16 protein-coding genes are annotated in these 12,336 nt (G+C 30.6%); 3 read left to right on the forward strand and 13 right to left on the reverse strand.

Translation table 11 applies throughout. From position 1 onward, the window contains the following. Window positions 1–9: 9 nt before the first annotated feature. The 3 genes from L8X30_RS06230 to L8X30_RS06240 are packed head-to-tail and all read left to right on the forward strand — an operon-like array spanning window position 10 to window position 2,164. Window positions 10–1,080 carry a prohibitin family protein gene (locus L8X30_RS06230; protein ID WP_039619283.1) on the forward strand — a complete coding sequence of 357 codons (1,071 nt, stop codon included), beginning with the start codon at window positions 10–12 and terminating at the stop codon, window positions 1,078–1,080. 17 nt (window positions 1,081–1,097) lie between these two features. Beyond that, window positions 1,098–1,634: a DUF2393 domain-containing protein gene (locus L8X30_RS06235; RefSeq protein ID WP_263663890.1), complete on the forward strand. Its 537-nt coding sequence runs from the start codon at window positions 1,098–1,100 to the stop codon at window positions 1,632–1,634. After that, window positions 1,634–2,164, forward strand: coding sequence for a DUF2393 domain-containing protein (locus L8X30_RS06240; protein WP_263663889.1), 531 nt, complete (start codon window positions 1,634–1,636; stop codon window positions 2,162–2,164). Before L8X30_RS06235 ends, L8X30_RS06240 begins: the two co-directional genes overlap by 1 nt. Window positions 2,165–2,167: 3 nt before the next feature. On the opposite strand, the gene purF is transcribed toward L8X30_RS06240, so the two are convergent. The 13 genes from purF to rpmE all read right to left on the reverse strand — a co-directional run bounded on the left by purF (window position 2,168) and on the right by rpmE (window position 12,293). After that, a complete protein-coding gene (gene purF / locus L8X30_RS06245) occupies window positions 2,168–3,508 on the reverse strand; it encodes an amidophosphoribosyltransferase (protein WP_263679504.1) in 1,341 nt (446 codons plus the stop codon). Then, complete coding sequence (gene dapB, locus L8X30_RS06250; protein ID WP_263679506.1) at window positions 3,509–4,237, reverse strand: 4-hydroxy-tetrahydrodipicolinate reductase; 729 nt, start codon at window positions 4,235–4,237, stop codon at window positions 3,509–3,511. Window positions 4,238–4,307: 70 nt separating this feature from the next. Further along, entirely contained in the window at window positions 4,308–4,607 is a 300-nt protein-coding gene (locus L8X30_RS06255) for a PepSY-like domain-containing protein (RefSeq protein WP_263679507.1), read from the reverse strand. A gap of 64 nt (window positions 4,608–4,671) precedes the next feature. Next, window positions 4,672–5,610, reverse strand: coding sequence for a thioredoxin-disulfide reductase (trxB, locus tag L8X30_RS06260; protein ID WP_149062791.1), 939 nt, complete (start codon window positions 5,608–5,610; stop codon window positions 4,672–4,674). A 118-nt stretch (window positions 5,611–5,728) separates the two neighbouring features. Further along, window positions 5,729–6,043 (reverse strand): thioredoxin, encoded by a 315-nt coding sequence (trxA, locus tag L8X30_RS06265; protein WP_012662110.1) that lies wholly within the window; start codon window positions 6,041–6,043, stop codon window positions 5,729–5,731. 51 nt (window positions 6,044–6,094) lie between these two features. Further along, window positions 6,095–6,433 (reverse strand): YraN family protein, encoded by a 339-nt coding sequence (locus L8X30_RS06270; protein WP_220555475.1) that lies wholly within the window; start codon window positions 6,431–6,433, stop codon window positions 6,095–6,097. Beyond that, window positions 6,434–7,687: a homoserine dehydrogenase gene (locus L8X30_RS06275; protein WP_263679509.1), complete on the reverse strand. Its 1,254-nt coding sequence runs from the start codon at window positions 7,685–7,687 to the stop codon at window positions 6,434–6,436. Between the two features lies 1 nt (window position 7,688). After that, window positions 7,689–8,891, reverse strand: coding sequence for an LL-diaminopimelate aminotransferase (locus L8X30_RS06280; protein WP_263679511.1), 1,203 nt, complete (start codon window positions 8,889–8,891; stop codon window positions 7,689–7,691). 12 nt (window positions 8,892–8,903) lie between these two features. Continuing rightward, on the reverse strand, window positions 8,904–9,710 hold the full coding sequence (locus L8X30_RS06285; protein WP_263663884.1) for a hypothetical protein: 807 nt from the start codon (window positions 9,708–9,710) through the stop codon (window positions 8,904–8,906). Beyond that, on the reverse strand, window positions 9,704–10,582 hold the full coding sequence (locus L8X30_RS06290) for a hypothetical protein (RefSeq protein WP_263679513.1): 879 nt from the start codon (window positions 10,580–10,582) through the stop codon (window positions 9,704–9,706). Before L8X30_RS06290 ends, L8X30_RS06285 begins: the two co-directional genes overlap by 7 nt. Continuing rightward, window positions 10,575–11,255, reverse strand: a complete 681-nt coding sequence (gene rlmB, locus L8X30_RS06295) for a 23S rRNA (guanosine(2251)-2'-O)-methyltransferase RlmB (RefSeq protein ID WP_263663882.1) — start codon at window positions 11,253–11,255, stop codon at window positions 10,575–10,577. The genes L8X30_RS06290 and rlmB overlap by 8 nt, the downstream gene beginning before the upstream one ends. A 19-nt stretch (window positions 11,256–11,274) precedes the next feature. Next, window positions 11,275–12,093, reverse strand: coding sequence for a 16S rRNA (cytidine(1402)-2'-O)-methyltransferase (gene rsmI, locus L8X30_RS06300; RefSeq protein ID WP_263679514.1), 819 nt, complete (start codon window positions 12,091–12,093; stop codon window positions 11,275–11,277). Beyond that, on the reverse strand, window positions 12,093–12,293 hold the full coding sequence (rpmE, locus tag L8X30_RS06305) for a 50S ribosomal protein L31 (RefSeq protein WP_012662118.1): 201 nt from the start codon (window positions 12,291–12,293) through the stop codon (window positions 12,093–12,095). Before rpmE ends, rsmI begins: the two co-directional genes overlap by 1 nt. Between the last annotated feature and the right edge of the window lie 43 nt (window positions 12,294–12,336).

Here is a 12,336-nt window from a genome sequence, read left to right on the forward strand (position 1 = left end):
AGGAACTAAATGCCAGCTGATTTGAATGATTATTTTAATAAAAAAAACAATCAAAACAACAATAAGCAAAATTTAAATTTCAAAGCCCCAGAATTTAATTTCAAAGGTTTTGGGAAATTTTCTCCATTAATTTATAGCGCGATTGCAATTATTTTAGTCTTTGCGCTTTTTAAACCTTTTGCAATAGTTAATTCAGGAGAAATGGGGATCAAGTCTACCACGGGTAAATACAGCCCTACTCCGCTTGAGCCAGGACTTCATTTTTTTATGCCGGTATTACAAAAAATCACTATCGTAGATACTAGAGTAAGACAAATTAATTATGCTTCTATTGAAGGCGTAAATGAAAATTTACAAATAGGCTCAGGGGTTGTAAATAAAAATAGTATTTCGGTGCTTGATTCGAGAGGTTTGCCTGTGTCTATTGATGTAACTGTTCAATATAGATTAAATCCTTTACAGGTTCCTCAAACTATCGCGACATGGGGGCTTAATTGGGAAAATAAAATCATTGACCCAGTTGTAAGAGATGTAGTAAGAAATGTGGTAGGTCAATATACTGCAGAAGAGCTTCCAACAAATCGTAACACCATAGCAGTGCAAATTGATCAAGGTATTAGAAAAACTATAGAAAGCCAACCAAATGAGCCTGCTGAGCTTCAAGCAGTTCAACTTAGAGAGATTATCTTGCCTATAAAAGTAAAAGAGCAAATTGAAAGAGTACAAATTGCTAAACAAGAAGCTGAAAGAACCAAATACGAAGTAGAAAGAGCTAATCAAGAAGCACTTAAAAAAGCAGCTTTAGCTGAAGGGGAAGCAAATGCAACCATAATTAGTGCTAAAGGTAGAGCAAGTGCGGTTAAAATAGAAGCTGATGCACAAGCGTATTCAAATAGAGAAATAGCAAAAAGTTTAAATAATCCTTTGCTTGATTTAAAACAAATTGAAACTCAAAAGCAGTTTAACGAAGCACTTAAGGTTAATAAAGATGCCAAAATTTTCTTAACACCTGGTGGAGCTGTGCCAAATATTTGGGTTGATAGCAAAGATAGTAAAAGAACAAGCTCAGTAGCAAATTAAAAACTAAAGAAGTGATAATGAATGCCCAGCACATTCGAGAGCAAATGATTTTTTATACTACTCATTTACACTTAATAGATTTTTTATTAATGGCCTTGGTTGTATTTTTTTTCATTATCACTTTATTTTTAGCTTTAATCATCAGAAACAAGCCTGCTTTTGCCTTTATGGTGATTTTTTTAGGAATTTTATGTTCAGCAGGTATCGCTTATTTAGGATATTTTTTAATTGATACTAAAGTTAGATCAAGAATAACCAGCTTAGATAATGCTCAATTTTTTGTATATGATAACTCACTCAGCGTTGATTATAGCTTAACAAATACTTCTAAAAAAAGCTTTAGATACTGCAAATTAAAAGTAGAAGTTTTTAAGAAAAGTGATGATAATAGTACTTTTAAAAATTTAATACATACTATAAAACCTCTAAGAAGCAAATCAACCATGATAGAAAAAACAATAAATCCACAACAAACTATTAATTTAAAAACCAAATTTTCCGATTTTAAAGAAGGTCAAAATTTTGACATTGAGATTAGTTCAAAGTGTTTTTAATGGGATATTTTACATTTTTTCATATTTTAATCATTGTTATTATGTTAGCTTCTACAGGTTTAACTTGGGTTTTGCTTTACTTAAAAGTTCAAAATAAAAAATATATGATTATTTTTTGCATAGTGAGCTTTATACTAGCATTAATTTTAACCATTTCATTACTATTAACTATAGATCAATATACCAAAAAAGCAAGTTTGAGTAATTTTTCAACCTACAGACGCTTAGCAACAGAAAGTATTATTGTAAAAGGTAGAGTAACTAATGATACTAATTTTAAAATTTCTGAATGCTTTTTAGAACTTAGGATAATTGATGATAACAAAAAACATGAGGTAAGTGGTGAAATCTTTAATCAACAAAATTTTGATAGCATAAAAAGAGCAAATCAAGAACAAAGAGATGCTTCATATAATATCAATATTGCAAAAAATTTACCAGGGCATACTTATAAAGATTTTTCATTTGAAGTGGGATTACCGCCTCATTTTCAAAGCTATAAGGTATTTAAACAATTAAAATGCAGATAAGGATTATTTAATAAAATAATCCCCATCAAAACTAATTAAAGAGTATTTTCTTTCATCGCCAATACTTGAAACTAGTTCATTAATATCCAAAAAAGTCAAGCTATCTGCACCTGTATACTCTCTAACCTCTTCAACGCTTTTATTAGCTGAGATTAATTCTTCAAAGGTAGGTGTATCTATACCATAAATATCAGGAAATTTAATTTCTGGACATGCAATCGCTAAATGGATTTTTCTTGCACCTGCTTGTTTTAAAAGCGCAATAATTTTTTTAGAAGTTGTTCCTCTTACCACACTATCATCAATCACCACTATATCTTTGCCTTCTAAGACTTTTTTCATAGGATTGAGTTTTAATTTTACCTTCAAATTTCTCATTTCTTGAGTTGGCTCTATGAAAGTTCTTCCAACATAGTGATTTCTCACTATTGCCATTTCAAGTGGGATTTTTAAATATTGCGCAAAACCTATAGCAGCACTTACACCACTATCTGGAACTGGCACTACAAAATCCACTTTTTCTTTAAATTTTTTAGCCAAGGCTTCACCCATTTTTTTACGCACTTCATATACGCTTTTACCTTCTATAATACTATCAGGTCTAGCAAAATAAATATACTCAAATGCGCAAATTCTTGGATCTGTCTTATCAAATACTTGAATGCTTTCAAACTCATCACTACCTTGAGTAAAAACTAGCATCTCGCCTGGTTTTACATCGCGGATAAATTCAGCCTCTATCAAATCAAAAGCGCAAGTTTCACTCGCTACAATATACCCACCATCTTTTAATCTACCCAAAGATAAAGGTCTAACCCCATAAGGATCTCTTACTACAAAAAGTTGATTTTTACTAGCAAGCATAAAACAATACGCTCCCTTGCTTTGAGTCAAGCTTTCTATAAATCTATCTTTTAAAGTTTCTTTTTTGCTTTTTGCTATTAAATGTACCACATTTTCTGTATCCATATTAGAATGAAAAATAGCCCCGTTGTTAATCAGTTCTTTTCTAACTTCTTCTTTATTAATCAAATTTCCATTATGCACTAAAGAAATATCACCCAAAGAACAAGTAGCTGCAACAGGTTGGGCATCATGCAAAGAAGAATTTCCTGCAGTAGAATAACGATTATGTCCTATGGCTATCTCGCCTTTTAATCCTGCTAGAATTTGTGTATTAAAAATTTGCCCTACTTCACCTTTAGCTTTGTGTGTTTTGATACCCAAACCATCACTTACGCTAATCCCACTTGCTTCTTGTCCACGATGTTGCATAGCAAACAAAGCATAATAAGCCACCGTACTTGCATTTTTTGAATTAATTACTCCAACTACTGCACACATTTAAATTCCTAAACAATCATCTATATCATATAAGCCATTTTCTTGAGAAGCTAACCATTTTGCACATTTTATCGCACCTTTTGCAAAAGTAGCTCTTGAAGTAGCCGTATGATTTAATTCTATAAATTCACCTTCATTGTAAAAACCAACCCTATGTGAACCTACTATATCACCGCCTCTTAAACTCATCACCGCGATTTCATCTTTACTTCTTTGCCCAATAACCCCATCTCTACCGCTTACTCTGACCTTTTCTAAGTCTAAATTTCTAGCCTTAGCAACATTTTGTGCTAAAGTCATTGCGGTACCACTTGGAGCATCTTTTTTCTTATTATGATGCATTTCAAGTATTTCTATATCAAAATCTCTCAAAGTCTCACTAGCTAAATAAGAAAGCTTTTTTAAAATCGCCACACCAAAAGACATATTAGTTGCATAAAGAATAGGCATAGTAATACTTGCACTTTGCATTAACTCATTTTGCTTAGCATCTAAACCTGTAGTACCTATCACCAAAGGCTTGGGATTACTTCTTGCATATAAAAGCAAATCCTCACAACCCTTTGGAGTAGAAAAATCAATAATTACATCACATTTATTAAAAAAATCTTCATAATTTGATCCTTGATCAAAAAACGCACTAGCCTTTGCCTGCTCATCATCTTCTAGGCAAAGTCTTATTTGAGTACCCATACGCCCATTACTTCCATGGATTCCAATATTAATCATTTTAAATCTGCCTTTTTAGAATTTGAAAAATTGTAGCGTTTATTTATTTAAAAGCAAATAACGCTTTTAATTAATCATCCCATTTTTGCCCTAAAAAATTTCCATTTCTATCAAAAAACATTTCCATATTATTACTTAGTTTAATTTCATAACCAAATTCTTCCCAATCCACATCTACAATAAAAGCTCCAGGAAAAGAACTTTGAATTTTATCCATAATAGGTTTAGAAAGCCCATAATAATTTTGCGCATAAGGATTATACTGAGGCATATGAGGCATATTTTGTTGATATGAATTAGTATTTTGTTGTGTAATATTTGCACTAGCCATTAGCGCTAAAGTTGTACTTAGAATTAGTATTTTTTTCATTTTAGATTCTCCTTGATTTTTTATAGGAGAATCTTAATTAATTTTTGTGAAATTTATGTGAAGATTAATGCAAATTTTCAATATATGCTAAAGCACTAAGTGCTGCTACTGCTCCATCACCTGCTGCACATATTACTTGTTTTGGAGCATCTTTTCTTAAATCACCTGCTGCAAACAACCCTGCTATATTAGTTTGCATTTTAAGATCAACACTCACTTGACCACCTTCTTCCATAGCACATAAAAACTCACCATTTTCTTGTTTTAAGATTTCATTTCTCACATTCAATCCAACAAAGGTAAAAATTCCAGGCACATCAAGATCTCTTTTAGAGCCATCATTAAATGCTATTTTTACCTTATTAACACCCATATTATCACCACAAACCTCATCAACCACTGCATTTGTGATTAATTCTATTTTATCATTATTTCTTACTTTTTCTACCGTTGAAGGCGCTGCTCTAAACTCATCTCTTCTATGGATTAAATATACTTTTGAGCAAATATTAGCTAGATACAATGCCTCTTCTAAGGCTGTATCTCCTCCACCTAAAACAGCTACTTCTTTATTTTTATAAAAAAATCCATCGCAAGTTGCACAAGTACTTACACCTTTGCCAAAAAATTCATCCTCGCCTTTAAAACCTGCACGACGTGGGGTAGAACCTGTACAAACAATAACAGCCTTTGCTTGTTCGACTTTACCATTTTCTAATTTGATATTAAAACTACCATCAGTATTTTTGCTAATTTGTTCTACACCTATCATTTCATGTTTTAAACCAAAACGCATACATTGCTCATTCCATGGAGCCATAAAAGAAATTCCATCTAAAACTTGTGCAACTCCAGGATAATTTTCAATTTCTGAACTTGAAGTTATTTGCCCACCTGGTGTACCTTTTTCAAACATTACAACATTTTTTAATCCGCCTCTAGTAGCATATAATCCCGCACTTAAACCAGCAGGGCCACCGCCTATAATAGCTAAATCTAACATCGTTATTTTCCTTGTGATTTATTTCAGAGATATTATACAAATTTTTCTTTAATTATAAATAATAAAAATTATTAAATAGTAAAAAATATGAAGAAAAGCCACTAAAAGTGGCTTGAGATTATAAAAGTGAGTTTAGTTTATCTGCTAAAACTTGTTTTGATTGAGCACCAACCAATTGATCAACCACTTCACCATCTTTAAAGAAAAAGATAGTTGGAATAGATCTTACACCAAATTGCGCAGCTAAATCACCTTGCTCTTCTGTATTTACTTTGCAAATTTTAGCCTTGCCATCAAAATCATTTGCAAGCTCATCAATTACCGGTGCAAGCATTCTACAAGGTCCGCACCATGGAGCCCAAAAATCTACTAAAGCTACGCCTTCTTTTGCTTGTGCAAAATTTTCTGCAGTTAAATCAATATATTTTCCCATGTTATCTCCTTTAATTTTTTAAGATTTTATTAGATTAAAATAAACATTCTCTTAATAACTAATGTTTTCTAAAAGTTTTATATCATCTTTATACACGCAAAGTAAATCTAATTGAAAATTTTCATTACTTTTGTGTTTCATAAAGTAATACTCTATGGTTTTAATAATTTTGTTAAATTTTTTGCCATCTAGTCTATAGGCTACTTCATAATTTCCTTGTGTACTTTTAACTTCAATAAAATGTAAAATTTTATCTTTTTTAGCAATAATATCAATTTCTCCAAATTTAGAATGAAAATTTCTTTCTAAAATTTCAAAATCTTTATTTTTAAGATATTCACATGCTATATCTTCACCTTTTATACCAAAAAGATACTGTGATAAAGCCATTTAATCTTCTATTCTCATCATAAAAACATCATCTTCAACAAATTCTTGTTCTTTAAGTTTTTGAGTTAAAATTTGTATATTTTTTTCATAAGTTTGATGAGTAATAAAAAATAAAGTACTACAATCTTGCTTTTCTTTTTTTGGCTTTTGCAAAAAAGTATCAATTGAAATTTGATGTTCGCTCATTAATTGTGTAATTTTTGATAAAACCCCTATTTTATCTAATACCTTTAATCTTAGATAATACCTTGTATAAATTTCATCCTTATTTAAAAGCTTATAAGAAGTATCATTTAAATATCCAAAAATAGCACTATTTTTTTCTTTTCTTGCTATATCAATTAAATCTGCTACAACAGCACTTGCAGTTGCCTTACCACCTGCTCCTGGACCATAGTATAAACTTTCGCCCAAAATATCCCCATCTATACTGATAGCATTCATCACCCCATCAACTTTTGCTAACATTTTATCTTTATTTAACATAACAGGATGAACCCTTAATTCTATTTTTTCATCTTTTATTTTAGCAATACCTAAATGTTTTATGGTGTACTCAAATTCCTTTGCAAAATAAACATCCTCATCGCTTACCTTACTAATACCCTCAATCAAGATATCCTCAGGTTTTACTCTTAATCCATAAGCAATATTTGCTAAAATTAAAAGCTTGTGCGCAGCATCAAATCCTTCTATATCAAAAGTAGGATCAGCTTCAGCATATCCTAAATCTTGGGCTTTTTTTAATACTTCTTGAAATTTGGCATTATCTTCTGCCATCTTGCTTAAAATATAATTACTTGTGCCATTTAAAATGCCTTTAATAGAAACGATATTATTGGCACTCAAACCCTCTTTTAAAATTTTAATAATAGGAATTCCACCTGCTACACTTGCCTCATAACCAAAAGCTGTATCTTGTGCTAATTTTTCAAGCTCATAACGATGATAAGCAAGTAAAGCTTTATTAGCAGTTACTACTGATTTTTTTCTTTTTAAAATTTTTGAAATTATCTCAAAGGATAAATCAATACCACCCATTAACTCCACAAATACATCAATATCTTCACACTCTAAAACCTCATCAATATCATTAACCACAGGAATCAATGCATTTGGTTTTGCACTTCTTGCTAAAGCAATTACCGGAATAATTTCTTCATCACATCTTGCTTTAATTAAATCTTGATTTTTTAACAAAGTTTCTACAACAGCACTTCCTACCGTGCCATAGCCTAAAATCGCTATTTTCATTTTATTCTCTTAAGTATTTTTTGATATTTCTTGCTGCTTGACGAATACGGTTTTCATTTTCTATTAAAGCTATTCTAACATACTCATTACCCGCTTCACCAAAGCCAACTCCAGGACTTACTGCTACATTTGCTTTTTGTAAAAGCTGCTTAGAAAATTCCATACTACCAAGATAGGCCTTGCTTTGAGGGAGTTTTGCCCAAACAAACATACTTGCATTAGGTTTTTTTAATTCCCATCCTGCTTGGTAAAATGATTCTAGTAAGACTTCCAATCTTTTTGCATAAGTTGCCTTAATCTCTTCAACACAAGTTTGATCCCCATCTAAAGCTACAGTAGCAGCAACTTGTATAGGCGTATACATACCATAATCAAACCAAGATTTGATCTTTTTCAAAGCCGCAATTAAGCGTTTATTACCCACCACAAAACCTACACGCCAACCTGCCATGTTGTAAGATTTTGAAAGTGTATAGGTTTCTACTGCTACATCTTTAGCACCTTCAACTTCAAAAATCGAAGGAGTTTTATAAGAGCCAAAAGTTAAGTCCGCATAAGCAATATCAGAAATAATATAAAATCTTTCTTTTTTTGCCATAGCAACCAATCTCTCATAAAAACTTTTTTCCACTGTAACTGTTGTAGGATTATGCGGAAAATTTACCACTACATATTTTGGACGCGGAATACTTTCATGCAATGTTTTTTGTAAATTTTCAAAAAAAGTATTTTCGTTTAATTCATAATTTTCATTAAAATCAAAATTCATAGTTGCTACATTACCACCTGCTATGATAAAAGCTTGAGTATGTATAGGATAAGCAGGCGTAGGCACAATAGCTACATCTCCTGGGTTAATAACAGCTCTTGCTAAATTTACAAAGCCTTCTTTAGAGCCCATCGTTGCAACTACTTCACTTTCAGGATCTAAATCAACATCATATTTTCTTTTATACCAATTACAAATTGCAAGTCTTAGTTTATAAATTCCACTCGAAGCAGAATACCCTGAAGTTTTGTCTTTATTTGCACTTTCGCAAAGCTTGTCTATAATATGCTGAGGAGTTTTGCCATCAGGATTTCCCATAGAAAAATCTATTATATCCTCCCCTGCTCTTCTTGCTGCCATTTTAATCGCATTAACTTCAGCAAAAACATAATTTGGAAGTCTTTCTATGGTATTAAAATGAATTTCTTCAAACATCGTCCGTCCTTTTTAGCGTCTTAAGTAAATTTTTAAACCCCTTTTTATATTATCAAGGCTAAACATATCTCCTATAATAGCATATTTTGCGCCCAATGGTATATTTACATTTACTTCATTTTGCTTATGTGTATTTTCTACACCTTGTATAAAATTTAAGTTTTTATCTAAAAATTGAATTTTGCAAAACCAAGAATCAAGATTGTGTGCACTAAGCTCCATACTTTTTGCACCTTGCAAATCAATAATATATTCTCTTAAAGGTTTGTTTAATTGAGTAATAGTATTTAATGGAATTTGAGTATTGACTTTAGGTTTTGCTTTTGAAAAATCTAGCTCATATTCATAATTTAACTCTGAAATTTTATAAATATCTTTAATAAAAACAGAACTACCCAACAAAGCCTTATAAAAAACTCCTGGATCAAGCATGTACTGAGAATCTACGGCTAACTTATATGTGATATAGTTTTCCCTTAAAGTTAATTCAGTTGGTATAAAATAAATATAACCTAGTTCATTTAAAGTATCATTGATTGTTTTAAAAAACAAAACAGAATCAGCTTGGGCTTTAAAACTAAAAGTTAAAGTTTTTGGTTCATTTAATATAAAATTTGCCAAAGAATTGGTTTTTAAAATTTGAGAAATAGTGTAAATATCTACATTTCCGCGCTCATCTTTATAATCATTTCTTGCAAACAAAAGTTCCAATTGTGCATCTTTAGAATTATCATTAACAATATGCTTAGCAACTTCTAAAGCACTTAGCGCAAAAGCATTAAGAGCAAAAAAAATGGAAAATATTAAAATTCTTACCATAATTTTCCTCTATTTTCTTTTATAAACTCAGCTTTTGCAATTTGTTTGATTTTACCATCTTTAATCATTAAAAACTTAGACACGCCATTTTTAAACTCTAAAGTATTATTATTCTCATCATTTAAACTAAAAGCAGCATGACCCGTAGTAATAAGCATATCTTTATCTAAAGATAAAGTATAATCATTTTTAATAGTCAAAGAACTTTTTCTAAAAGTTTTTAAATCTACCATACCAAGCCAAAGCTCTGCACTTGGTCTTATAATACTTTCTTTAAGCAAAACCATATTTTCTTCGGGCATATTTAAACTAGTATTACCCTCTAATGTTTCTTCTATAGTATTATTACTCTCATCTATTGGTTCTAAAATAGCACTTGTGTTTGTTTCATTGTTTTCTGTGGTTTCATCAGCAAAAAAATTAAGAACCGGAGTTTCATTCTCATCAACTTTTTCTTCTAAGATAATTTGTTCTTGATTTAGCACATTAGTAGTATTTTCATCTAGTGTGGAACTTTGGAAAAATCTTGAAACACCCCAAGCTAAAGCCACTATCAAAAGCACTACTACTATAATCACAATATACCATACACTTGAGCTTTCTTTGGTATATGAGTTCATTCTAGGAGCAATATGCACATGATTTTTTTTCTCAATACCATTTTCTTCTAAATAGGCATGATATTCTTCTAAAAAGCTAGAAAAATCAAGCTCATATTCTCTTTGTAAAATTTTGATAAAACCATTTATATTAAAACGAGATAAAGACTTAAAATCTTTTTTAATAATATATTCAAGACAAGTTATTTCTATTTGTGTTCTTTTTTGAACTTCTAATAAATTTAAATCTTCTAATTTTTTCCAACTATCCATTTTTCATCCTATCGCAAAGTATTGCAAATGCTGCACTAACATTTAAACTATCAAAATCATTGTGCATTTTTATCCCTACACATTCATCGCATTTTTTAAGCACCTTTGGCGCTATACCAAAACCCTCACTTCCCATAATCAAAACTTTTTTATTTTTGGCCTTGATAGTATGTATATCACTACCTCCGCTTGCGCTAGCATAGATATAAAAACCTTTTTGTTTTAATTCATTTATCATGCTTAAAATATCATCATTTAAAACTATTTTCATATCTAAAGCCGCGCCACTACTTGCACGAATAACTCCATCCATAGCCACACTTTTAGCTACCAAAATAATCCCATCAGCACCCAAAGCATAAGCACTACGCACGATAGCGCCTATATTTCCAACATCGCTAATATTATATAAAATAACTATAAAATCTTTTTCTTTTAAACTCTCAAAAGAGCTAAATTCAAAATCATCAATTTCCATTAAAAAACCTTGATGATTTCCACCTCTTGCCAAACTTTGCGCGGCCTTAAAATCAAGTTTTTTAATTTTTTTTGACGCCTTTGCTATTTTTGAAAAATCAGCTTTTTCACATTCTTTTGCTAAATAAATTTCTTTAATTTTTTCTTTGTGCTTTTCTAAGATATAAAAAAACACTTGCTTACCATAAACTATCATTTTTAAATAATAACCAAATTCAACTTAAAAGCAGTTTTTGATAATTTTCTTTTGGAGATTTCGCATTGATTTTTGAAAGAAGCTTTGCCTTTGTTTTTAAAGGCAAATCAAGTTCATAAATATCTTGCTCACACAAGGTATTTTGGTGAAATTGCTTTTCTTTAGCACTTACGACTACACACCATTCACCACGCAAGTCCATTGTTTTTAATTTTTCTAAAGCTTCTAAGGCATTTGCTCTAAATTTGGCTTCAAATTTCTTTGTTGCTTCTTTTATGATAAAAATTTCTCTTAAAGGATCAATTTTACTAATTTCTTCTACTAAATTAAGTATCCTAGTAGGTGCTTCATAGACTATACTAGGATAAGGATTAAGCATTAAATTTTCAATATCTTTTTGTCTTTGAGGATTTTTATTAGCCAAAAAACCCATAAAAATAAATTCTTTTTTACAAAATGCACTTGAAACTAATGCAAGTAAAGCAGCATTTGACCCTGCCAAGACTTCATAATCAATATTATTTTTAATGGCATATTCAATTAAAAATTGCCCCGGATCACTAATACCTGGCATACCCGCATCACTCAAATATGCAACATCTTGTTTAAAAAAATCATCATCTATTTTTGCTAAAAAATCTTTTTCATTATGAGTATGTAAGGCTAAATATTTATCAGGTTTTATTTCTAAATTAAATTTTTCATTAAGGAGATGAACTAAGGATTTGCAAACTCTCGTATCTTCGCATAAAAAGAGTTTGCATTTTTGTAAAATTTCTAAAGAATGAAAAGAAATATCGTTTAAATTTCCTATGGGCGTAGGAATAAAATATAACATTATTGCATTGCGTATTTTTTCTTAAATTTCTCTACACGACCCGCAGCATCTACGATTTTTTCACTACCTGTAAAAAATGGATGACAACTTGAGCAAATATCAACTTTAATTTCTGGTTTATTTGACTTAGTAGTAAAAGAATTTCCACAAGCACAACTAACTTTGCATTCTACATATTCTGGGTGAATTTCTTTTTTCATTGTTTATCCTTTTTCAAAACATTAAGGCGTAATTATATAAATT

Source organism: Campylobacter sp. CNRCH_2015_0338h (assembly GCF_025772785.1).
GTDB lineage: Bacteria > Campylobacterota > Campylobacteria > Campylobacterales > Campylobacteraceae > Campylobacter_D.

Bases quoted from the DNA above. Each gene is read 5' to 3' on its own strand.
- L8X30_RS06280 (WP_263679511.1), bottom strand. From the start codon at position 8,891: ATGTTTGAAGAAATTCATTTTAATACCATAGAAAGACTTCCAAATTAT.
- L8X30_RS06230 (WP_039619283.1), top strand. From the start codon at position 10: ATGCCAGCTGATTTGAATGATTATTTTAATAAAAAAAACAATCAAAAC.
- rsmI (WP_263679514.1), bottom strand. From the start codon at position 12,093: ATGTTATATTTTATTCCTACGCCCATAGGAAATTTAAACGATATTTCT.
- L8X30_RS06275 (WP_263679509.1), bottom strand. From the start codon at position 7,687: ATGAAAATAGCGATTTTAGGCTATGGCACGGTAGGAAGTGCTGTTGTA.
- dapB (WP_263679506.1), bottom strand. From the start codon at position 4,237: ATGATTAATATTGGAATCCATGGAAGTAATGGGCGTATGGGTACTCAA.
- L8X30_RS06240 (WP_263663889.1), top strand. From the start codon at position 1,634: ATGGGATATTTTACATTTTTTCATATTTTAATCATTGTTATTATGTTA.
- L8X30_RS06255 (WP_263679507.1), bottom strand. From the start codon at position 4,607: ATGAAAAAAATACTAATTCTAAGTACAACTTTAGCGCTAATGGCTAGT.
- rlmB (WP_263663882.1), bottom strand. From the start codon at position 11,255: ATGATAGTTTATGGTAAGCAAGTGTTTTTTTATATCTTAGAAAAGCAC.
- L8X30_RS06270 (WP_220555475.1), bottom strand. From the start codon at position 6,433: ATGGCTTTATCACAGTATCTTTTTGGTATAAAAGGTGAAGATATAGCA.
- L8X30_RS06285 (WP_263663884.1), bottom strand. From the start codon at position 9,710: ATGGTAAGAATTTTAATATTTTCCATTTTTTTTGCTCTTAATGCTTTT.
- L8X30_RS06235 (WP_263663890.1), top strand. From the start codon at position 1,098: ATGAATGCCCAGCACATTCGAGAGCAAATGATTTTTTATACTACTCAT.
- purF (WP_263679504.1), bottom strand. From the start codon at position 3,508: ATGTGTGCAGTAGTTGGAGTAATTAATTCAAAAAATGCAAGTACGGTG.
- trxB (WP_149062791.1), bottom strand. From the start codon at position 5,610: ATGTTAGATTTAGCTATTATAGGCGGTGGCCCTGCTGGTTTAAGTGCG.
- L8X30_RS06290 (WP_263679513.1), bottom strand. From the start codon at position 10,582: ATGGATAGTTGGAAAAAATTAGAAGATTTAAATTTATTAGAAGTTCAA.
- trxA (WP_012662110.1), bottom strand. From the start codon at position 6,043: ATGGGAAAATATATTGATTTAACTGCAGAAAATTTTGCACAAGCAAAA.
- rpmE (WP_012662118.1), bottom strand. From the start codon at position 12,293: ATGAAAAAAGAAATTCACCCAGAATATGTAGAATGCAAAGTTAGTTGT.